Genomic DNA, 21,759 nt, shown 5'->3' with positions numbered 1-21,759 from the left:
GTCATCACCCACCTGACGTCACCGCTCACGTCGTCGGGCCGATCACCTCTGCCCCGAAGACCCCATGCCAGACCCCACGACCTGACCGGGAGTACGCCCTCGTGGCCACGTTCCTTTACCGAATCGGTCGCCTCGCCTTCCGGCGACGCCACTTCGTCGCCTTGATATGGGTGGCGCTGCTGACCCTGGCCGGCGTCGGCGCGGCCACCGCCCCGCCCGCGGGCAGCACCTCCTTCTCCATCCCCGGCACCGAGGCGCAGAAGGCCTTCGACCTGCTCGAAGAGCGCTTCCCCGGGGCCAGCGCCGACGGGGCGACCGCCCGTGTCGTCTTCAAGGCGCCCACCGGCGAGACGATGTCGGACGCCGGGAACAAGGCGACCGTGCGGAAGGCCGTCCGGGAGCTGTCCGACGGCTCCGAGGTCGCCTCCGTCACCGACCCCTACACCGCGAACGCCGTCAGCAAGGACGGCGCCATCGCGTACACGCAGGTGAAGTACGACGTCTCCGGCATGGAGCTGGAGGAGTCCACCAAGGACGCCCTCCAGGACGCGGCGCAGCAGGCGCGGGACGCCGGGCTGACCGTGGAGATCGGCGGTGACGCGCTCAGCACCGTCCCGGAGACCGGCGCCACGGAGATCATCGGCATCGCGATCGCCGCCGTCGTCCTCGTCATCACCTTCGGCTCGCTGGTCGCGGCCGGGCTGCCGCTGCTGACGGCCCTGATCGGCGTCGGCATCGGCGTCGCCTCGATCACGGCGCTGGCCAGCGCGCTGGACCTGGGATCCACCACCTCCACGCTGGCGATGATGATCGGCCTGGCGGTCGGCATCGACTACGCCCTGTTCATCGTCTCCCGCTACCGCGCCGAGCTGGCCGAGGGCCGCGAGCGCGAGGAGGCCGCCGGCCGGGCCGTCGGCACCGCGGGCTCGGCCGTCGTCTTCGCCGGCCTGACCGTGGTCATCGCCCTGGTGGGCCTCGCCGTCGTCAACATCCCGATGCTCACCAAGATGGGCGTCGCCGCCGCCGGCACCGTCGCCATAGCGGTCCTGATCGCCCTCACCATGATCCCCGCGCTGCTCGGCTACGCGGGCCGCAAGGTCCGCCCGGCCGGCGAGAAGAGCAGGCTGCTGGGCGGCGGCCGGACCGCCGCCAAGCCCGCCAGGCCGAACCTGGGCACCCGCTGGGCGAACTTCGTCGTACGCCGCCCGGTGGCCGTCCTGCTGCTCGGTGTGGTCGGGCTGGGCGCGGCGGCCGTCCCCGCCGCCTCCCTGGAGCTGGGCCTGCCCGACGAGGGCTCCCAGCCCACCTCCACGACCCAGCGCCGCGCCTACGACCTGCTCTCCGAGGGCTTCGGCCCCGGTTTCAACGGCCCGCTCATGGTCGTGGTCGACGCCAAGGCGAGCGACGCCCCGAAGGCGGCGTTCACCGATGTCGTGGGCGAGATCAAGGGCCTGGAGGACGTGGCGGCGGTGACCCCGCCCGTGCCCAACAAGGCCGGTGACACCGCGACGATCACGGTCGTCCCCCAGTCCAAGCCGTCGTCCGTCACCACCGAGGACCTGGTCCACTCCATCCGCGACGCGGGCGCCGGCGTCAAGGCCGACACCGGCGCGAGCGTCCTGGTCACCGGCTCGACGGCGATGAACATCGACGTCAGCCAGAAGCTCAACGACGCGCTGCTGCCGTATCTGGTGCTGGTCGTCGGCCTGGCGTTCCTGCTTCTGATCGTCGTCTTCCGCTCGGTGCTGGTCCCGCTGAAGGCGGCCCTCGGCTTCCTGCTGTCGGTCCTCGCGGCCCTCGGCGCGGTCGTCGCCGTCTTCCAGTGGGGCTGGCTGGCGAACCTGATGGGCGTCGAGGAGACCGGCCCGGTGATGTCGATGATGCCGATCTTCATGGTCGGCGTGGTCTTCGGTCTCGCCATGGACTACGAGGTGTTCCTCGTGACCCGGATGCGGGAGGCGTACGTGCACGGCGAGTCGCCCGCCCAGGCGGTCGTGACCGGCTTCCGGCACGGCGCGCGGGTCGTCACCGCCGCGGCCGTCATCATGATGGCCGTCTTCGCGGGCTTCATCGGATCCTCCGAGGCGATGGTCAAGATGATCGGCTTCGGCCTGGCGATCGCCGTCTTCTTCGACGCGTTCATCGTCCGCATGGCGCTCGTCCCGGCGGTCCTGGCCCTCCTCGGCCGCAGGGCCTGGTGGCTCCCGAAGTGGCTGGACCGGGCCCTGCCCAACGTCGACGTCGAGGGTGAGGGGCTGCGCGCGCAGGCCGACCCCGACGAGAAGCGGGAGGCCGTGCGCGTCTGACGCGACGGCGCCCGGCAAGGGACCGGCCGGTGAGGGCTCCGTGGGGACGGAGAGCCCTCACCGGCCGCTTTTCTCGCCCAGGACGGGCCCTAGACGTGGATCGGGTGGGAGACCCGCCCCGACGCCTGGTCGATCTCTCCGTGCGCCTTGTCCAGCAGCCGCATCGCGAGCTCGTTCAGCGCGCGGGCGCCGGCGATCTCCTCGCCGACCCGCGGCTGATTGGCGTCGGAGCCGTGACGGCTGGCGCGCCCGTGTGCCCGGATCGCGGTCCCGTCGGGCAGGCGCACCATGGCGACTGCTTTGGTGTGCTGGTCGTCCTCCATGAACTCCAGCTCGACATGCCATCCCACAGCGGTGTGCATCATGACGTTCACCTCCGGAAACCCCTGTTTCCAGGGTGCTCCTCGGGGCGCGTCGGCGCACCCACGCGGCGGGCCCGTCCGGCGCGCGGCCCCCGCCGGGGGCGCAGGGCTCACGCGGTGTGTTCGCGCACGTCCACGAGGGTGGCCCCGGCGTGGGCGACGAGGTCCCCGGGCGCCATCGGGAAGACGGCGTGCGGCGTCCCGGCGGCGGCCCAGACGACGTCGTGCGCGAGGAGGGAGCGGTCGGCGAGGACACGGGTCCTGGTCCGGTGCCCGAAGGGCGGCACGCCGCCGATGGCGTACCCGGTGGTCTCGCGGACGGCCTTGGCGTCGGCCCGCGTGACCTTCCGGGCGCCGAGGGCCTCGCGCACCCGCTCCACGTCGACGCGGGAGGCCCCGTCCATCAGCACCAGCACCGGCTCCCCCGCCCCGGGCCCCGGGCCGGTCCCCTCCCCCGTGCCGTCCCCGGGCGCTCCCCAGGCCGCGAAGATGAGCGACTTGCAGATCTGGCTGAGCTCGCACCCGATCGCGGCGGCGGCCTCGGCGGCGGTGCGGGTGGCCTCCGGGAAGGTGCGGACGCGGGCGTTCACCTCGTTCAGGCCGAGTACGCGGAGGGCTTCGGCGAAACGGGGGTGGGCTGCGGAGTCGGTGGTCGTCATGGGCCGCACGTTAGTGGGGCGCGCGGGGGCCACGCGACCGAGTTCACGCGTCCCCGGCCGCACGGCCGGGGGCCGGGAGGCCCCGGGGTCAGGCGCCCTGGGCCAGTGCCTCCCGCACCGCCCGCACCAGCGCCTGCGCCCGCGGGTCGGCCGTCACCGTCTTGCGGAAGCCGTTGGTCACATAGCCGAAGGCGATCCCCGACTCCGGGTCGGCGAAGCCGAGGGCGCCCCCGCGGCCGGGATGGCCGAAGGAGCCCGGGGACAGGAACGGCGAGGCGCTGCCGTGCAGCATGTACCCGAGGCCGAAGCGGCTGTTGACGACCAGCACGCGGTCGGCTCCCGCCGACTCCTCGGCGCGGGCCAGCGCCACCGTCTCCGGGTCGAACAGCCGGACCGCGCCGGTCCCGCCGCCCGTCTCCACCTCGCCGGCCAGCGCCGCGTAGAAGCGGGCCAGCCCGTCGGCGGTGGCGATGCCGTTGGTGGCGGGCAGGGCGGCCGCCCGGTAGGCCGGGTCGTTCTGGTCGGGGAACGGGGTGATCGCGGCGAAGGCGCGCCGGGTGAGGGAGTCCGGGTCCTGGTAGGCGTCGGTGACCGCGCGCTTGGGCCGCAGCCGCAGGCCCCCGGCCGGCTCGGGCCCCTCGACGGGACCGACCCGCCCCGCCCGGCCCGCCTGCTCCGGCGGCAGCCCCAGCCACAGATCCAGTCCCAGCGGGGCGGCGATCTCCGCGGCGATCCACTCGCCGGTGCCGCGCCCGGTCACCCGCCGCACCAGTTCGTCGACCATCCAGCCGTACGTCAGCGCGTGGTAGCCGTGGTCCGTGCCCGGCTCCCACACCGGTGCCTGCCCGGCCACCGCCTCCGGGCCGCGCGCCGGGTCCAGCGCCTCCCGGGGCGTGAGCGGACGGTCGAGCACCGGCAGCCCGGCCCGGTGGTTCAGCACATGCCGGACCAGGACCTTCTCCTTGCCGTGCGCCTTGAACTCCGGCCAGTACCGCCCGACCGGCGCGTCCAGGTCCAGCTCCCCGCGCTGGCGCAGCAGCAGCGGTACGGCGGCGGCGACGCCCTTGGTCGCCGACCGCATCACCTGGGCCGTGCCCCGCTCCCACGGTGCCCCGCCGTCGACGTCCCTCGTCCCGCCCCACAGGTCGACGACCTTGCGCCCGTGCCGGTAGACGGCGACCGCGGCGCCCCGCTCCCCGAGCGCGGCGAAGTTCCCCGCGAACGCGTCCCTGACCGGCTCGAACCCCTCGGCCACCGTGCCGTTCACGACCACGTCCACGTCCACGCCCGCACACTCCTCCGACTCGCCTGCGACAGCGGATGCAACACGCGGCCGCCGCCTGCGATTCCTGTGCCCCGCCGGCCGAACACAATCGTTACGTCGGTGTTGTGCGGGCGGCGTCCTCGCAGTGACCCGTCACACGGCTGTGGTGCGTCCGCCTCACGCGCGGCCCGGAGCGGCCGGGCGGGCGCCCGCGACCGACGCCGGGTCGAAGCCGAAGGGCAGCTCCAGCCGGTGGGCGCGCATCAGCGCCTCGTCGGACAGCAGCTCGGCGGTCGGGCCGTCGGCCGCGATCACGCCCTCGCTGAGGATCAGGGAGCGCGGGCACAGTTCCAGGGCGTAGGGCAGGTCGTGGGTGACCATCAGGACGGTCACGTCGAGCGCCCGCAGGATGTCGGCCAGCTCGCGGCGGGAGGCCGGGTCGAGGTTGGAGGACGGCTCGTCCAGGACGAGGATCTCCGGCTCCATCGCCAGTACGGTGGCCACCGCCACCCGGCGGCGCTGCCCGAAGGAGAGGTGGTGCGGCGGCCGGTCCCGGAAGGCGCCCATGCCGACCAGGTCCAGCGCCCGGTCCACGCGCTCCTCCAGCTCCGCGCCCCGCAGCCCGGCCGCCGCCGGGCCGAACGCCACGTCCTCCCGCACGGTCGGCATGAAGAGCTGGTCGTCGGGGTCCTGGAAGACGATCCCGACCCGGCGCCGGATCTCCGCCATGTGCCGGTCCGCGACGGGCAGTCCGGCGACCGTCACCGTGCCGGTGCCGCCGCCGAGGATGCCGTTGAGGTGCAGCACCAGGGTCGTCTTGCCGGCGCCGTTGGGGCCGAGCAGCGCGACCCGCTCGCCCCGTGCGATCGAGAAGTCGACGCCGAAGAGGGCCTGGTGCCCGTCGGGGTAGGCGAAGGCGAGGCCCGAGACCTCCAGGGAAGCGGTCGCAGTGGTCACAGGGTCCATCCCAGCAGACAGACCGCCAGCGCGGCCAACGGGAGGGCGAGCGCGTACGACCACTGCGCCCGGGACGCGGTCACCTCGTCGATGACCGGCATGGCACCGGCGTAGCCGCGGCTCACCATCGCCAGGTGCACCCGCTCGCCCCGCTCGTAGGAGCGGATGAACAGCGCGCCCGCCGACTTCGCCAGCACCCCCCAGTGCCGCACGCCCTTCGCCTCGAAGCCGCGCGACTGACGGGCGATCCGCATGCGCCGCATCTCGTCCGTGATCACGTCCCCGTACCGGATCATGAAGGAGGCGATCTGCACCAGCAGCGGCGGCAGCCTCAGGCGCTGGAGGCCGAGCAGCAGGGCGCGCAGCTCGGTGGTGGCGGCCAGCAGGACGGAGGCGGCGACGCCGAGGGTGCCCTTGGCCAGGACGTTCCAGGCGCCCCACAGGCCGTGCGCGCTCAGCGACAGCCCCAGGACCTCGACCCGCTCGCCCTCGGCCACGAACGGCATCAGCACCGCGAAGGCGACGAACGGCACCTCGATCAGCAGCCGCTTGAGCAGGAAGCCGGCCGGGACGCGGGCCGCGCGGGCCACCGCCGCGAGCAGCACGGCGTACAGGCCGAACGCCCACATCGCCTCCCGCGGCGTCGACACCACGACGACCACGAAGGCGAAGACGGCGGCGAGTTTGGTGTGCGGCGGCAGCCGGTGCACGGGGGAGTGCCCCTGCCGGTACAGCCGGTGCGCGTGGCCCGCGCCCATCTCAGACGCCCGTGCTCGTCGACGTCGGGGACACGTCGCGGGTACGGCGCCGGCGCACCGCCCAGAAGACCGTGCTGCCCGCGACGACGGTCACGCCGACGCCGATCACGCCGGCGAGGCCGCCGGACAGGCGGGCGTCGCCGACGTCCTCGACGCCGTAGTCGGCGAGCGGGGAGCCGGCGGCCGCGTGCTCCTCGGCCTTCTTGTCGATGCCCTGGTCGGCGGCGACCTTCTCCAGTCCGTCGGGGCTGGCGGAGGCGTAGAAGCTGACGAACCCGGCCAGCGCGAGCGAGGTGACCAGGCCGGTGATCCACAGCTTGCGGGGGGACCGGGCCGTGGCCGGGACGGTGACCGGCTGGACGGCCGGCGCGTCGACCAGCTCGCCGTTCACCCGCAGCTTCAGCTTCCGCGTCAGCCCGCGGGCGCCGTACACCAGGTCGGGGCGTACGGCGATGACGGCGCCGACGGTGAGCGCGGTGATCACGGCCTCGCCGATGCCGATGAGGACGTGCACGCCGATCATGGCGGTGGCGACCTTGCCGATCGCGACGTCCGTGGTGCCGCCCACCCAGTACAGGAGCGTGAAGGCGAGGGCGGCGGCCGGGACGGAGAGGAGGGCGGCGGCGAAGGAGGCCGCGGTCACCGACCGGCGGGAGCGCGGCAGCACCTTCACCAGGCCCCGGAAGACGGCGTAGGCGACGGCGGTGGTCACGATCGCCATGTCGGTGATGTTCACGCCGAGCGCGGTCAGGCCGCCGTCGGCGAAGAGGACGCCCTGCATGAGCAGGACGACGGAGACGCACAGGACCCCGGTGAAGGGGCCCACGAGTATCGCGGCGAGCGCACCGCCCAGCAGATGGCCGCTGGTCCCCGCCGCCACGGGGAAGTTCAGCATCTGCACCGCGAAGATGAACGCCGCCACCAGCCCGGCCAGCGGGGCCGCGCGCTCCTGCCCGAGCTCGCGGCGCGCGCCGCGCAGGCTGACGGCGATGGCGCCGGCGGCGGCGACCCCGGTCACGGCGGAGGTCGGGGCGTTGATGAATCCGTCCGGTACGTGCACCTGTCGATGATAGGCCGCTGTTGCAAAGGGCTTGCAAGAGCGAGGAGCTGTCGTATCCACCTGCGATATATCGATGCCCCGAGGTGTAAATCGGAATATATGGGACACGGGAGTGGGGTGGGCACACGGTCCACACCGGTGACAGAAGGTAAGGGGCCGTCCGATGTCCGTAGTCGAGCAGTACGCGCGAGCCCACGTCCTCACCGACGCCGACCTGCCGGACGAGGAGGGCGGCGGGGCCGTACCGGTCGTGCTCCGGTACGACCCCGAGGACGATCCGCGGTCGGTGTGCGTCGCACTGCCCGGACGCGGCTCCTGCCGGTGGACCTTCTCGCGGGCGCTGCTGGAACAGGGACTGCGGGCGCCGGCCGGGAACGGCGAGGTGCGGGTCTGGCCGTGCGGACGGGTGCGGGCCGTGGTGGAGTTCCACTCCGCGGACGGCTGCTCGGTGGTCGAGTTCGACACCGAGGCGCTGCTGCGGTTCCTGCGCCGGACCTACACGGCGGCCACGGCCGCGGCGACGGAGCCGGTGGCGCGCTGAGGACACCGCCGTCCGGGCGGCGCCGCCGGCCTCAGCCGCCCTGCCGGAGCAGCGCCGCCACGATCGGCCCGGCCGTGTCGCCGCCGTGGCCGCCCGCCTGGACGACGCCCGCCGCGGCCAGGTCGCCCCGGTAGGCGGTGAACCAGCCGTTCGGCTTCTCCTGGCCGTCCACCTCCGCCGAGCCGGTCTTCGCGCCGGCGTCCGCGCCCAGCCCGGACATCGCCTGGGCCGCCGTGCCGGAGGCGGCCGTGTACGTCATCAGCTCGCGCAGCTGCGCCAGCGTGGCGGCGGGCATCGTGCGCGAGGCGGTGGCGAGCTTGCGCCCGTCGACCGACGGGGAGACCAGGTACGGCTGGTGGAAGGTGCCCGTCTTCACGGTCGCCGACACCGACGCCATGTTGAGCGGGTTCATCCGCACCCCGCCCTGCCCGATGAGGGAGGCGGCCATCGGGGCGGCGCTCTGCACCGGCACCGCGCCGTCGAAGGTGGGCACCCCGACCGACCAGTTGTCCATCGACAGGCCGAAGACCTGCTGGGCCTGCTTGGTCAGGTCGTCGTTCTTCAGCTTCGGGGCCTGGCTGATGAAGGCGGTGTTGCAGGAGCGCGCGAAGCTCGCCCGGAACGTGCCGTTCTTGATCTCGAACTTGTCGTCGTTCTGGAACTTCCAGCCGCCGTAGGAGAAGTACTTCGGGCAGGGGTGCTTGGCGTCCACCGACGCCAGGCCCTTGTCGATCAGCAGCGACGCGGTGACGACCTTCATCGTCGAGCCGGGGGCCAGCGCCCCCTGGAAGGCGGTGTTGAAGCCGTGGCCGCTGTTGGCGACCGCCAGGATCTCCCCGGTGGAGGCGCGCAGCACGACCACCGAGGCCCGCGCCTTCTTCGCGACCTGCGCCTCGGCGGACGCCTGGAGGGCCGGGTCCAGCGTGGTCCGCACCGTGCCGGGCGTGCCCTCGCTGAGCTCCAGCAGCGTCTTGTCGGAGACCTTCCTCGCCTGCGACTCCTTGCCGCGCACCACCCGCAGTTCCACGCCGGCCGTGCCGCCCGCGATCTTGCCGTACTTCTCGCGCAGCCCGTCCAGGACCGTGCCCAGCGAGGGGTACTTCGCGGCCGTGATCTCCCCGCCGTCGCGGTCCAGCGCCTTCACCGGCGGCGTCCCGGCCTCCCCGGTGACCAGCCGGTCGCCGTCGGCGAGGGCCGGGTGGACGACGGAGGCGTGCCAGTCGACGCGCGGCTCACCGTCGCCGGCGCGCCGTACCACCGTCAGCGCGCTGTCGTACGCGAACGGCGTGCCGGTCTCCCCGTAGGACACCGTCGCCTTGACGGAGAACGGGACCTTCGCCCCGGCCGGCGTGCCCGGGGTGAGGGCGGGGTTCCTGATCCGGGCTTCCTCGGCGTAGCCGTTGAGCAGCGCCGCGGCGGCCTTGGGGTCGTCGGTCGCGGCGGCGGCCTCGGCGACGCGGCCCCGCTGCCAGGCGGTGAGGAAGGCGCGGGCGGCCCGGGTCACCTCGGCGGCCGTCAGGGGGCCGGTCTTGACCTCCTTCTCGGCCGCCGCCGGCCGGGTGCCGTCCCCGGCCGCCGCCCCGTCGTACAGCGCGTAGGCGGCGACCCCGCCGGCGCCGGCGACGACCGCGGCGATCACCCCGCCGAGCACGGCTGGTCTCGTCTTCCGTCGCTCGGCGACGCGCTTCCTGTTGCCCACTGCTCTTTTCCGTTCCTCCGTCGATCCCAGGGGTGCTCGGCCCTCGGTGCGCCGGACGCGCCGGGTGTCCCCGCGCTTCCGACGACCCTCACGCTCGCGGCGGCCCTCACGGTTCCAACGACGGCCGCACCCTTCGGTCCCGTCCGGCGCGGCGGGTTCAGCCGCCTGCCCGCAGCACGTCCGCCACGATCGGACCGGCCGCGTCGCCGCCGTGGCCGCCCTCCTCGGTCATGGCCGCCGCCGCCAGGTCGTCGCGGAAGGCGGTGAACCAGCTGTTGGACGTGGCCTGCCGGTCCACCTCCGCCGAACCGGTCTTCGCGCCGATGTCCCCGCCGAGCCCCGCCATCGCCTCCCGGCCGGTGCCCTGCGTGGCGGTCAGCCGCATCATCTGCTTGAGCTGGGCGGCGGTGCCCGCCGGCAGGCCCTGGGCGGTGGCCAGCCGCCGCCCGTCGAGGTCGGGGGAGACCAGATAGGGCTGGCGGAAGGTGCCCGTGATGGCGGTGGCGGTCACCGAGGCCATGTTCAGCGGGTTCATCTGCACCTGCCCCTGCCCGATGGCGTTCGCGGCGCGGTCGGGGCCGCCGGAGGCGGGCACCCGGCCGTCGAAGGAGGCGATCCCGGTCTGCCAGTCGTCGCGCCCGAGCCCGAACCGCTCCTCGGCCTCCGCGGTCAGGGAGGCGTCCGTCAGCGGCTCCTCGTCGACGAGCTTGATGAAGGCCGTGTTGCAGGAGCGCTGGAAGCTGCCTGCCAGCGTCGCGTTCTCATCCGGCGGCAGGCCGGGCAGGTTGTGGAAGGTCTGGCTCTGCCAGGTGGCGGTGTCCGGGCAGGGCGCCGGGCCGTTCATCGAGGTCACCCCGTTGTCGATGAGCATCGCCGCCGTGATGATCTTCATGGTGGAGCCGGGCGCGACCTGGCCCTGGAAGGCCGCGTTGAAGCCGTCCGCGCGGTTGTTGGCCACGGCCAGCACCTCGCCGGTGCTGGGCTTGACCGCCACCACCGACGACTCGGCGTACCGCTTCACCGCCCGCTCGGCCGCCGCCTGCACACGCGCGCTGAGCGTGGTGCGCAGGGTGCCGGGCTCGCCCTTCGCCAGGGTGAGCAGGGGCGTGTCGGCGGCCTCCTGGGCGGCGTGCCGGACGACCAGCTCGACGCCGGGCCGGCCGCCCGCCTTGTCGCCGTACTTGGCGCGCAGGGTGTCCAGCACCGGCCCGAGCGAGGGGTACTTCTCCTTCGTGAGCACGCTGCCGTCCCGGCCCACGGCCTCGATCGGCGGGTTCGCCGACTCGGCGGTGACCAGGGTGTCGCCCTCCTTCAGCTCCGGATGGACGACCGACGGCTTCCAGTCGACCAGCGCCCGCCCGGTGGTGACCCCCCGCACCACGGTCAGGGAGCTCTTGTACGTCAGCGGCGCGGACTTCCCCTCGTACGCCACCCGCGCCCGCACGGTGAACGGCACGCTGGTGCCGGCGGCCGCGCCCGGCGTGATGCTCACGTCGGTGATGTGGGCGTCCGCGCCGTACGCCGTCAGCAGCCGCCCGGCCGCCTCGGCGTTGTCGGTGTACGTCGCCGCCGTCGCCGCCTCGCCCTTCTCCCAGGCCGCGAAGAACTTGGCCGAGGCGTCCTCGACCTCCTTCTGGCCCGGCGGACCGGTCCGCACCGGCGCGGGCCCGTTCCCGCCCGTGCCGTTCACCGCCGACACCAGGTTGTAGGCGCCGTACCCGGCCCCGCCCAGCATCACGGCGAACACACCGCCGACGACGGCCGCCTTGACCCCCTTGCCCATCAGGCTGTCCCCTCCCCCCGGGCCCCCACGTTTTCTGAACGTGTTCAGAAAGCCCGTCGTCCGAGCACTGTACGCACAAAGGGGTGACCCGCGGTACGGATGTTTCCGTTTGTTGGCCGAACGGAGACCAGCCGGCTGAACGGCACGTGGGGCAGACCGGGGCGTTCCGGATTACCGGCTCCTGCCCCGGCAAGCTCCCCATGCCGGGGCGGACGGGCCTACACCCAGGTATCCAGCCACATACGTGACCGCCAGTCATCCATCGGGAGGGCGGTGCCGGTGTAGATGGGCCAGAAGTAGATGAAGTTCCAGGCGATCAGCAGCACCAGCACGCCCGCGCCCGCCGCCCCCGCCAGCCGCCGGGCCTCGCTCGAACCGGGCCGGCCGACGATCGCGCCCAGCAGCATCGCCACCGCCAGGCACAGGAACGGCACGAAGACCACGGCGTAGAAGAGGAAGATCGTGCGCTCCTGGTACAGGAACCACGGCAGGTACCCGGCCACCACGCCGCAGGCGATGGCGCCCGCCCGCCAGTCTCGCCGGAACAGCCAGCGCCACAGCACGTACAGGACCGCGAAGCACGCCACCCACCACAGCAGCGGCGTGCCGAGCGCCAGCACCTCGCGGGCGCACTTCCCGCCCGCGTCGGCCGGGCAGCCGTCCTGGCCGGGCGCCGGCGACTCGTAGAAGTAGGAGACCGGGCGGCCCAGGACGATCCAGCTCCACGGGTTGGACTGGTAGGTGTGCGGCGAGGTGAGGCTGGTGTGGAAGTCGAAGACCTGCGTCTCGTAGTGCCACAGGCTCCGCCACCAGTCCGGGAACAGCCAGGACCAGTCGCTGTCCTTGCCGTCGGTGGCCGCCCAGTTGCGGTAGTAGCCGCCGGAGCCGTCGTCGGGGGAGAAGATCCAGCCCGCCCAGGACCACACGTAGGTGACGATCGCGACCGGGACCGTCGACAGGAAGGCCCACCCCAGATCGCGCCGCAGGACCGCCAGGTGCGGCCGGCGCGCGCCCGCCACCCGGCGCGCGGCGACGTCCCACAACACGGCCATCACGCAGAACGCCGCCATGATGTACAGGCCGTTCCACTTGGTGCCGATGGCCAGGCCCAGCATCAGCCCCGCCGCCCAGCGCCACGGCCGCCACCCGAGCCGGGTGGTCTCGGCCGCGTGCGCGTCCGGCCGGACGCGGCCGCCGGCGTCCGCCGGCAGCGCGGCGGCCAGCCGCTCCCGCGCCTTGTCCCGGTCCACGACCAGGCAGCCGAACGCGGCCAGCACGAAGAACATCAGCACGCTGTCCAGCAGCGCGGTGCGGCTCATCACGAAGTGCAGCCCGTCCACCGCCAGCAGCGCGCCCGCCAGGCAGCCCAGGAAGGTGGAGCGGAACAGCCGGCGGCCGATCCGGCACAGCAGCAGCACCGACAGCGTGCCGAGCAGCGCGGGCATGAACCGCCAGCCGAACGGATCGAACCCGAAGACCAGCTCGCCGAGCCCGATCACGTACTTGCCGACCGGCGGATGCACCACGTACGCCGCGTCCGTCGGGATGGGCACCTGCCCGCCGGTGTTCAGGATCAGGTCGTTGGCGTTCTTGTCCCAGTTGACCTCGAACCCGCGGTGGACCAGCCCCCAGGCGTCCTTGGCGTAGTACGTCTCGTCGAATATCACCGCCTTCGGGCTGCTCAGGTTCCAGAACCTGAGCACGCCCGCCAGCAGCGTCACCAGCAGCGGCCCGCCCCAGCCCGACCAGCGCGCGATCCGGTCGGCGAGCGGGGCCGGAACGCCGAGGGAGTCCCACATCCGCGCACCGGGCCGGGTGTACGGCGGCACCAGCCGCTCGCGGACGTCACCGCCGGGCCCCGCCGTGTATCCGAAGCGGCGCAGCCGCTGCTGCCACGCCGGCCGCCCCTCGGGCGGCGCCTGGTCCTTCCGGGTGTCCGTGGAGGACGCGGTACTGGTCACCGCGCCATCGTAGGGAACCCGTCTGTGCGAGTCCCGTCCTTGCCCCTGCGAGGATGGAAACGTGACAGTCGCACCCGGAACCCTGGTCCTCGCCGGCACCCCCATCGGGGACATCGCCGACGCCCCGCCCCGGCTCGCCGAGGAGCTGGCCGGCGCCGACGTCGTCGCCGCCGAGGACACCCGGCGGCTGCGCCGGCTCACCCAGGCCCTCGGGGTCACCCCCAAGGGGCGCGTCGTGTCGTACTTCGAGGGCAACGAGTCCGCCCGCACCCCCGAGCTCGTCGAGGAGCTGGTGAACGGCGCGCGCGTGCTGCTGGTGACCGACGCCGGGATGCCGTCCGTGTCCGACCCCGGGTACCGGCTGGTCGCGGCGGCCGTCGAGCGCGACGTCCGCGTCACCGCCGTCCCCGGCCCGTCCGCCGTGCTCACCGCGCTCGCCCTGTCCGGGCTGCCCGTCGACCGGTTCTGCTTCGAGGGCTTCCTGCCGCGCAAGGCCGGGGAGCGCCTCGCCCGGCTGCGCGAGGTCGCCGGCGAGCGGCGCACCCTGGTCTACTTCGAGGCCCCGCACCGGCTCGACGACACCCTCGCCGCGATGGCCGAGGTGTTCGGCGGCGACCGGCGCGCGGCCGTGTGCCGGGAGCTGACCAAGACGTACGAGGAGGTCCGGCGCGGTCCGCTGGGCGAGCTCGCCGCCTGGGCCGCGGACGGGGTGCGCGGGGAGATCACCGTCGTCGTCGAGGGGGCGCCGGAGAAGGGGCCCGAGCAGCTCGACGCCGCCGAGCTGGTGCGCCGGGTGCGGGTGCGCGAGGAGGCGGGGGAGCGGCGCAAGGAGGCGATCGCCGCGGTGGCCGCGGAGGCGGGCCTGCCCAAGCGGGAGGTGTTCGACGCGGTGGTGGCGGCCAAGCACTCCGCGGGGTGAGCCGCCGGCGCCGCGGGGCGGGCTGACCGCTCCGGCCGGCCCGCCGCTTCCGTAGGATCGGGGCATGCCTGCGAACGCCGACAAGACCGAGGCCCCGCCGCTCCCGGAACCCCTCCGGGTGCCGGTCGCCGACTCGCACACCCACCTCGACATGCAGTCCGGCACGGTCGAGGAAGGACTCGCCAAGGCCGCGTCCGTGGGCGTCACGACGGTCGTGCAGGTCGGCTGCGACGTACCCGGCTCCCGCTGGGCGGCCGAGACGGCGGCGGCCCACGACGCCGTCCACGCGGCCGTCGCCCTGCACCCGAACGAGGCCCCGCGCATCGTGCACGGCGATCCCGAGGGGTGGTCCCGGCAGGGCGCCCGCGCGGCCGGCGGGGACGCCGCGCTGGACGAGGCGCTCGCCGAGATCGACCGGCTGGCCGCGCTGCCGCAGGTCAAGGGTGTCGGCGAGACGGGCCTGGACTACTTCCGCACCGGCGCGGAGGGCAGGGCGGCCCAGGAGCGGTCCTTCCGCGCCCACATCGAGATCGCCAAGCGGCACGGCAAGACCCTGGTCATCCACGACCGCGACGCCCACGCCGACGTCCTGCGCGTGCTGAAGGAGGAGGGCGCCCCCGAGCGGACGGTCTTCCACTGCTATTCGGGCGACGCGGAGATGGCCGAGGTGTGCGCCCGCGCCGGGTACTTCCTGTCCTTCGCCGGCAACGTCACCTTCAAGAACGCCCAGCACCTGCGCGACGCCCTCGCGGCGGCCCCGCTGGACCTGGTCCTGGTGGAGACCGACGCGCCGTTCCTGACCCCGGCGCCCTACCGGGGCCGCCCCAACGCCCCCTACCTGATCCCGGTCACCGTGCGGGCCATGGCCGCCGTACGCGGCATCGACGAGGACGCGATGGCCGCGGCCCTCGGCGCCAACACGGCCCGCGCGTTCGGCTACTGAGCGACACCGCGTACGACAATTCGGCGACCCTGTGTAGTCGCGTCGCCTTGGTCGGCGACGACCGCTCCGCTAGGTTCTGGGGGCCCCGTCCGGGTCCCTTCCGGACCCCTCCGGCCCCTGGAGTGTGTCGGCGTGAGCAACACTGGCCACGAGACGTACGAGACCGCGGAGGTCGGCGCGCACGGCGCGCCCCCGCCGGCGGCCGCCCGGGACCCCGAGCCCGGCCCCGCCGCTGCCCCGGCCCCCACCGGGCGCGCCCGGGCGAGGCGGCGGGCGGCCCACCGGCGCGGGCCGCGGTACGCGGAGCGCGCCGGCGAGGCCCGTCTGCGCCGCCTGCTGCCGCGGGCGCTGGTCGTGGCGTTCCTCGCCGGCGGCACCACCGCGTTCGTCGCCGAGGACAAGGCCGTCCGGCTGAGCGTCGACGGCAGTCAGCGCACCCTGCACACCTTCGCGGACGACGTGACCGAACTGCTCGCGGAGGAGGGCGTGGCGGTCGGGGCGCACGACGTGGTCGCGCCCGCCCCCGGAACCGCGCTCGGCGACGGCGACGAGATCGCCGTCCGCCACGGACGCCCCGTCCTGCTCACCCTCGACGGCCGGCGGCGCCGGGTGTGGACGACGGCGGACACGGTGGAGGGAGCGCTGCGCCAGCTCGGGGTGCGCGCCGAGGGCGCGTACCTGTCGGCCTCACGCTCCCGGCGCATCGGACGCGCGGGCCTCACGCTGGACGTGCGCACCGAACGCACGGTGACGATCATGGCGGACGGCCGGGCGCGGACCCTGCGCACCAACGCGGCGACCGTGCGCGAGGCCGTCGCGCAGGCGGGCGTCACCCTGCGCGGCCAGGACACCCTCTCCGTCCCGGCCGACAGCTTCCCCCGCGACGGGCAGGCCGTCACCGTGCTGCGGATCACCGCGGGCCGGGAGGTCCACGAGGAACCGATCCCCCACCCGGTGCGGCGCGTGGCGGACCCCGCCCTCTACCGCGGCACCGAGGTCGTCGAGCGGGCCGGGCAGCCGGGGCTGCGCCGTACGACGTACGCCGTGCGCACGGTCAACGGGGTCCGGCTCACCCCGCGCCTGCTGCGCACCGAGGTGGTGCGCGAGCCGCGCCCGCGCGTCGTCCGGGTCGGCACCCGGTCCCGGCCCGCCTCCGTGCGCGGCGCCGACCACCTGGACTGGGAGGGGCTGGCCGCCTGCGAGTCGGGCGGGAGGCCCGACGCCGTGGACCCGTCGGGGACGTACGGCGGCCTGTACCAGTTCGACACCCGGACCTGGCACAGCCTCGGCGGGCGCGGCCGTCCCCAGGACGCCCCCGCCGCGGAACAGACCTACCGGGCCAAGAAGCTGTACGCGCGGCAGGGGGCGAGCCCCTGGCCGCACTGCGGGGCGCGGTTGCAGCGGTGACCCACGGCTACCCTTGGGGGGTGAGCAGCCCCACCCCGCCCGACGCCCTCCTGGGCCCCGCCGACGTCCGCGAACTCGCGACGGCCCTCGGCGTGCGCCCCACCAAGCAGCGCGGCCAGAACTTCGTGATCGACGCCAACACGGTCCGCCGCATCGTCCGCACCGCCGGTGTCCGGCCCGACGACGTGGTGGTCGAGGTGGGCCCGGGGCTCGGCTCGCTCACCCTGGCGCTGCTGGAGGCCGCCGACCGGGTCACCGCCGTGGAGATCGACGACGTGCTGGCCGCGGCCCTGCCCGCCACCATCGCCGCCCGCATGCCCGAGCGCGCCGACCGGTTCGCGCTGGTCCACTCCGACGCGATGCGGGTGACCGAGCTGCCGGGACCCGCCCCGACCGCGCTGGTCGCCAACCTCCCCTACAACGTGGCCGTGCCCGTGCTGCTGCACATGCTCGACACCTTCCCGAGCATCGAGCGCACCCTCGTCATGGTCCAGTCCGAGGTCGCCGACCGCCTCGCCGCCGGCCCCGGCTCGAAGGTGTACGGCGTGCCGAGCGTGAAGGCGAACTGGTACGCCGAGGTCAAGCGCGCCGGGGCCATCGGCCGCAACGTGTTCTGGCCCGCGCCGAACGTGGACAGCGGCCTGGTCTCCCTGGTCCGCCGCACCGAGCCGGTCAAGACCACCGCCTCGAAGACCGAGGTCTTCGCCGTCGTCGACGCCGCCTTCGCCCAGCGCCGCAAGACGCTGCGGGCGGCGCTGGCCGGGTGGGCCGGGTCGGCCGCCGCGGCCGAGGCGGCCCTCGTCGCCGCGGGAGTCTCCCCGCGGGCCCGCGGGGAGTCCCTGACCGTCGAGGAGTTCGCGCGGATCGCCGAATACAAGGCCGAGCAGGCCGAGCAGGCCGAGCGGGCCGAGTAGGCCGGCCGACCGTGCACCAGACCGAGCAGAAGGAGGCAGGCGCGTGAGCGTCACCGTCCGGGTCCCCGCCAAGGTCAACGTCCAGCTCGCGGTCGGCGCCGCCCGCCCCGACGGCTTCCACGACCTGGCCAACGTCTTCCTCGCCGTCGGCCTGTACGACGAGGTCACCGCGGCCCCGGCCGGCGAACTGCGCGTCACCTGCGCCGGGCCGGACGCCGAGCAGGTCCCGCTGGACCGCGCCAACCTGGCGGCGCGCGCCGCGCTCGCCCTCGCCGAGCGCCACGGCCTCCAGCCCGCCGTGCACCTGCACATCGCCAAGGACATCCCCGTCGCCGGCGGCATGGCGGGCGGCAGCGCGGACGGCGCCGCCGCGCTGGTCGCCTGCGACGCGCTGTGGGGCACGGGCGCCTCCCGCGACGAACTCCTCGACATCTGCGCCGAGCTGGGCAGCGACGTGCCGTTCAGCCTGGTCGGCGGGGCGGCGCTGGGCACCGGACGCGGCGAGCGGCTGTCGCCGCTGGAGGTGGGCGGCACCTTCCACTGGGTGTTCGCGATGGCGCGGCGGGGGCTGTCCACGCCGGCCGTCTTCCGTGAGTTCGACCGGCTCGCCGAGGGCCGGGACGTGTCGGCACCGGTGGCCTCCCCGGACGTCATCGCCGCGCTCGCCAAGGGCGACTGCGACGCGCTCGCCGTCGCCGTCTCCAACGACCTCCAGCCCGCGGCCCTCTCCCTCTTCCCCGAGCTGTCCGACACCCTGGCCGCGGGCCGCGCGGCGGGCGCCCTCGCCGCGCTGGTCTCGGGCTCCGGCCCCACCACGGCCTTCCTCGCCTCCGACGCCGAGTCGGCGGCCGAGGTGGCGGCGGTGCTGCGGGCGTCGGGGACCTGCCGGACGGTGCGCACGGCGCAGGGGCCGGTGGCGGGCGCGACCGTGGTCTGAGGACCGGGCGCGGTCCCGGCGGCGGCGCCGTCCCGGGCCGCGGCCCCCGGCGGGCGGCGTCCCTCGCCGGCCGCGGACGCGGACCGCGGCCCCCGGCCGCGAGGGGCGACCGACCCCGGGCGCCCCGGTCACCGCGCCGTAGGGCCTACCCTGGATGGCCGAGCCACCCCCCAGGCAGGAGAGAAATGGCCGTCAACCTGGTGAATGTCGAGAACGTCAGCAAGGTGTACGGCACCCGTGCCCTCCTCGACGGCATCTCCCTCGGTGTCTCCGAAGGGGACCGCATCGGCGTCGTCGGCCGCAACGGCGACGGCAAGACCACGCTGATCCGGATGCTGGCCAAGCTGGAGGACGCCGACACCGGCCGCGTCACCCACTCCGGCGGGCTGCGCCTGGCCGTCCTCACCCAGCACGACTCCCTCGATCCCGAGGCCACCGTCCGCCACGAGGTCATCGGCGACCTGGCCGACCACGAGTGGGCGGGCAACGCCAAGATCCGCGACGTACTGACCGGGCTCTTCGGCGGGCTGGACCTGCCCGGGTTCCCCAAGGGCCTGGACACCGTCATCGGTCCGCTGTCGGGTGGCGAGCGGCGCCGTATCGCGCTCGCCAAGCTGCTCATCGCCGAGCAGGACCTGATCGTCCTGGACGAGCCCACCAACCACCTCGACGTCGAGGGCATCGCCTGGCTCGCCCGGCACCTGCGGGAGCGGCGCTCGGCACTGGTGTGCGTCACCCACGACCGCTGGTTCCTCGACCAGGTCTGCACCCGCATGTGGGACGTGCAGCGCGGCGTGGTCCACGAGTACGAGGGCGGCTACTCCGACTACGTCTTCGCCCGCGCCGAGCGTGAGCGCATCGCCGCCACCGAGGAGGTCAAGCGGCAGAACCTCGTCCGCAAGGAGCTGGCGTGGCTGCGGCGCGGGGCGCCCGCCCGTACCTCCAAGCCGCGCTTCCGCGTCGAGGCCGCCAACGAACTGATCAAGGACGTGCCGCCGCCGCGCGACAGCAGCGAGCTGATGAAGTTCGCCTCGTCGCGGCTGGGCAAGACCGTCTTCGACCTGGAGGACGTGACCGTCCAGGCCGGGCCCAAGATCCTTCTCAAGCACCTGACCTGGCAGCTCGGCCCCGGCGACCGCGTCGGCCTCGTCGGCGTCAACGGCGCCGGCAAGACCTCGCTGCTGCGGGCGCTCGCCGAGGCCGCGTACAGCGAGGGGGAGCGGCAGCCCACCGGCGGGCGGATCCGCGTCGGCAAGACCGTCAAGCTGGCCTACCTGTCGCAGGAGGTCGCCGAACTCGACCCCACGTGGCGGGTGCTGGAGGCCGTCCAGCGGGTGCGCGAGCGCGTCGACCTCGGCAAGGGGCGCGAGATGACCGCCGGGCAGCTGTGCGAGACGTTCGGGTTCACCAAGGAGAAGCAGTGGACGCCGGTCGGGGATCTGTCCGGTGGTGAGCGGCGCCGGCTGCAACTGCTGCGGCTGCTGATGGACGAGCCCAACGTCCTCTTCCTCGACGAGCCCACCAACGACCTCGACATCGAGACCCTGACCCAGTTGGAGGACCTCCTCGACGGCTGGCCCGGCTCGATGATCGTCATCTCCCACGACCGGTTCTTCATCGAGCGCACCACCGACCGGGTGTTCGCCCTGCTCGGCGACGGCACGCTGCGGATGCTGCCGCGCGGCATCGACGAGTACCTGGAGCGGCGCCGGCGGATGGAGGAGGCGGCGGCGGCCGCCGTGCCCGTCCCGGCCCCGGCCGCCGACAAGGCCGCGCCCGAGAAGAGCGCCGCCGACCAGCGTGCCGCGAAGAAGGAACTCCAGAAGATCGAGCGGCAGCTAGACAAGATCTCCGAGAAGGAGGCGGCGCTGCACGCCCGGATCGCCGAGAACGCGACCGACTTCGCGAAGGTCGCGGAACTCGACGCCGAGCTGCGGGAACTGGCCGGTCAGCGGGAGGAACTGGAGCTGCGCTGGCTGGAGCTGGCGGAGGACGCCTGATCCCCGCGCCCGTCGTGTGTGCGCCCTCGCCGGCTGCGGCGGGGCCGCCGCGGGCCGTCCTGCGAGGGATTTCGGTGATCCGGGGCATCGCTTACCCGTAGGGGGCGCGCGATGTCCGGCGAGCGTGTAGCTTCCGGGGGATGAGAAGGCGGGGCCGGGCCGTGTCGGGAGCCGGTCGGGCTCTGACCGGTGGGACGGGCGCGCATCCCTGGCGGGGCCTTGGTAGTTGGGCATGTGCGGGGGCGCCGTGCGGTGCCTCGCTGGAGCCATGGGGGGACTGGGGGGTTGCTCGATGGGAGTGCGGCTCATGGTGGTCGACGACCACCGATTGCACGCCGAGGCGCTGGCGTCGGCGCTGAAGCTGCGGGGGCACCGGGTGCTCGCCGCGGCGGCGCCCGCCGCGGGGGCGGCGGAGCTGGTGATCAGTCGCGCGCCCGAGGTGTGTCTGCTGGGAACGGCGGCGCCGGCCGAGCCGGGGATGTTCGACCCGGTGGTGAAGGTCAAGCGGGAGCGTCCGCAGGTGGCGGTGGTGGTGCTGGGGCCGGTGCCGAGTCCGCGCGGGATCGCGGCGGCCTTCGCCGCCGGGGCCTCGGGGTATGTGCGGCACGACGAGCGCATCGAGGGGGTGGAGCGGGCGATCATGAAGGCGCGGGCCGGGGAGGCGGCGGTAGCGCCGCAGCTGCTCCAGGGGGCGTTCAGCGAGCTGCTGAATCCGGTGGCGCAGCCGGACGACGAGGGGCAGCGGTTGCTCCAGATGCTCACGCCGAGGGAGGTCGAGGTCCTGGTCCGGGTCGCCGAGGGCGAGGACACGCGGCTCATCGCGGCCGGCATGGGCATCGCGCCGTCCACGGCCCGGACGCACGTCCAGCGGGTACTGATGAAGCTGGGCGTCGGCTCACGCCTGGAGGCCGCCGCCCTGGCCGCCCGCACGGGCCTGCTGGACCGCGCGGGGGCGGTGGGGCGGGCGGGGGAGTAGGGGGCGGGCGCGTCGGTTGTGCCTGCGGCTCCGGTGGGGGCGCGTCGGTTGTGCCTGTGGCTCCGGTGGGGGCGCGTCGGTTGTGCCTGCGGCTCCGGTGGGGGCGCGTCGGTTGTGCCTGCGGCTCCGGTGCGCCCCGGTGCGGCTCCGGTGGGGGTGCGGCGTCGTGCCTGCGGCGCCTGTGCGGCTTCGGTGGGGGTGGGCGTAGCGCCTTCGCGGGGGGGGTGGGTCGGGTCGCGTCGGGGGGTGTCCGTCCTCGGAACGGCGCGGAATCGGTCGGCCAAGAACGTTCCGGTGTTGACGCGCCAACCGC

At 74.3% G+C, this 21,759-nt stretch carries 18 protein-coding genes; 9 read left to right on the top strand and 9 right to left on the bottom strand.

Annotated elements, in window-relative coordinates; genetic code table 11:
• Window positions 1-101: 101 nt before the first annotated feature.
• The gene (locus tag AB0L74_RS32080) at window positions 102-2,306 is read left to right on the top strand and encodes an MMPL family transporter (RefSeq protein WP_365660242.1); all 2,205 of its coding nucleotides are present in this window, start codon (window positions 102-104) and stop codon (window positions 2,304-2,306) included.
• An 89-nt stretch (window positions 2,307-2,395) separates the two neighbouring features.
• Here the strand turns inward: AB0L74_RS32080 and AB0L74_RS32075 are convergent, their stop codons facing one another.
• From AB0L74_RS32075 to AB0L74_RS32050, 6 genes are all read right to left on the bottom strand, one after another.
• The gene (locus tag AB0L74_RS32075) at window positions 2,396-2,671 is read right to left on the bottom strand and encodes a DUF1876 domain-containing protein (protein WP_365660239.1); all 276 of its coding nucleotides are present in this window, start codon (window positions 2,669-2,671) and stop codon (window positions 2,396-2,398) included.
• A 107-nt stretch (window positions 2,672-2,778) separates the two neighbouring features.
• The gene (locus AB0L74_RS32070; RefSeq protein WP_365660236.1) at window positions 2,779-3,327 is read right to left on the bottom strand and encodes a YbaK/EbsC family protein; all 549 of its coding nucleotides are present in this window, start codon (window positions 3,325-3,327) and stop codon (window positions 2,779-2,781) included.
• Between the two features lie 88 nt (window positions 3,328-3,415).
• Window positions 3,416-4,600 (bottom strand): serine hydrolase domain-containing protein, encoded by a 1,185-nt coding sequence (locus tag AB0L74_RS32065; protein ID WP_365660292.1) that lies wholly within the window; start codon window positions 4,598-4,600, stop codon window positions 3,416-3,418.
• Window positions 4,601-4,768: 168 nt separating this feature from the next.
• Complete coding sequence (locus AB0L74_RS32060; RefSeq protein ID WP_365660233.1) at window positions 4,769-5,557, bottom strand: ABC transporter ATP-binding protein; 789 nt, start codon at window positions 5,555-5,557, stop codon at window positions 4,769-4,771.
• Complete coding sequence (gene cbiQ / locus AB0L74_RS32055; protein ID WP_365660229.1) at window positions 5,545-6,306, bottom strand: cobalt ECF transporter T component CbiQ; 762 nt, start codon at window positions 6,304-6,306, stop codon at window positions 5,545-5,547. The genes AB0L74_RS32060 and cbiQ overlap by 13 nt, the downstream gene beginning before the upstream one ends.
• 1 nt (window position 6,307) lies before the next feature.
• Complete coding sequence (locus AB0L74_RS32050) at window positions 6,308-7,366, bottom strand: energy-coupling factor ABC transporter permease (RefSeq protein WP_365660227.1); 1,059 nt, start codon at window positions 7,364-7,366, stop codon at window positions 6,308-6,310.
• Window positions 7,367-7,529: 163 nt separating this feature from the next.
• Here AB0L74_RS32050 and AB0L74_RS32045 point away from each other — a divergent pair, with 163 nt between their 5' ends.
• Entirely contained in the window at window positions 7,530-7,907 is a 378-nt protein-coding gene (locus tag AB0L74_RS32045; protein WP_365660225.1) for an SsgA family sporulation/cell division regulator, read from the top strand.
• Window positions 7,908-7,938: 31 nt separating this feature from the next.
• On the opposite strand, the gene AB0L74_RS32040 is transcribed toward AB0L74_RS32045, so the two are convergent.
• The 3 genes from AB0L74_RS32040 to AB0L74_RS32030 all read right to left on the bottom strand — a co-directional run bounded on the left by AB0L74_RS32040 (window position 7,939) and on the right by AB0L74_RS32030 (window position 13,350).
• Complete coding sequence (locus AB0L74_RS32040; RefSeq protein WP_365660223.1) at window positions 7,939-9,606, bottom strand: penicillin-binding transpeptidase domain-containing protein; 1,668 nt, start codon at window positions 9,604-9,606, stop codon at window positions 7,939-7,941.
• 157 nt (window positions 9,607-9,763) lie between these two features.
• Entirely contained in the window at window positions 9,764-11,389 is a 1,626-nt protein-coding gene (locus AB0L74_RS32035) for a penicillin-binding transpeptidase domain-containing protein (RefSeq protein ID WP_365660221.1), read from the bottom strand.
• Window positions 11,390-11,607: 218 nt separating this feature from the next.
• A complete protein-coding gene (locus AB0L74_RS32030) occupies window positions 11,608-13,350 on the bottom strand; it encodes a phospholipid carrier-dependent glycosyltransferase (protein WP_365660219.1) in 1,743 nt (580 codons plus the stop codon).
• Window positions 13,351-13,411: 61 nt separating this feature from the next.
• On the opposite strand from AB0L74_RS32030, the gene rsmI reads away from it, so the two are divergent.
• The 7 genes from rsmI (at window position 13,412) to AB0L74_RS31995 (ending at window position 21,446) form a co-directional block, all read left to right on the top strand.
• A complete protein-coding gene (rsmI, locus tag AB0L74_RS32025) occupies window positions 13,412-14,269 on the top strand; it encodes a 16S rRNA (cytidine(1402)-2'-O)-methyltransferase (protein WP_365660216.1) in 858 nt (285 codons plus the stop codon).
• A gap of 64 nt (window positions 14,270-14,333) precedes the next feature.
• Window positions 14,334-15,212, top strand: coding sequence for a TatD family hydrolase (locus AB0L74_RS32020; protein WP_365660213.1), 879 nt, complete (start codon window positions 14,334-14,336; stop codon window positions 15,210-15,212).
• 132 nt (window positions 15,213-15,344) lie between these two features.
• Entirely contained in the window at window positions 15,345-16,619 is a 1,275-nt protein-coding gene (locus tag AB0L74_RS32015) for a ubiquitin-like domain-containing protein (protein WP_365660210.1), read from the top strand.
• 20 nt (window positions 16,620-16,639) lie between these two features.
• A complete protein-coding gene (gene rsmA, locus AB0L74_RS32010; protein WP_365660207.1) occupies window positions 16,640-17,533 on the top strand; it encodes a 16S rRNA (adenine(1518)-N(6)/adenine(1519)-N(6))-dimethyltransferase RsmA in 894 nt (297 codons plus the stop codon).
• 43 nt (window positions 17,534-17,576) lie between these two features.
• On the top strand, window positions 17,577-18,470 hold the full coding sequence (locus AB0L74_RS32005; protein ID WP_365660205.1) for a 4-(cytidine 5'-diphospho)-2-C-methyl-D-erythritol kinase: 894 nt from the start codon (window positions 17,577-17,579) through the stop codon (window positions 18,468-18,470).
• A 185-nt stretch (window positions 18,471-18,655) separates the two neighbouring features.
• Window positions 18,656-20,470, top strand: coding sequence for an ABC-F family ATP-binding cassette domain-containing protein (locus AB0L74_RS32000; protein ID WP_365660202.1), 1,815 nt, complete (start codon window positions 18,656-18,658; stop codon window positions 20,468-20,470).
• A 292-nt stretch (window positions 20,471-20,762) separates the two neighbouring features.
• Complete coding sequence (locus AB0L74_RS31995) at window positions 20,763-21,446, top strand: response regulator transcription factor (protein ID WP_365660199.1); 684 nt, start codon at window positions 20,763-20,765, stop codon at window positions 21,444-21,446.
• The last annotated feature ends 313 nt before the right edge of the window (window positions 21,447-21,759 follow it).

The organism is Streptomyces sp. NPDC052020 (assembly GCF_040680575.1).
GTDB lineage: Bacteria > Actinomycetota > Actinomycetes > Streptomycetales > Streptomycetaceae > Streptomyces.
Note: the sequence above shows the minus strand (reverse complement) of the source record. Positions and strands in the feature narration are given on the sequence as shown.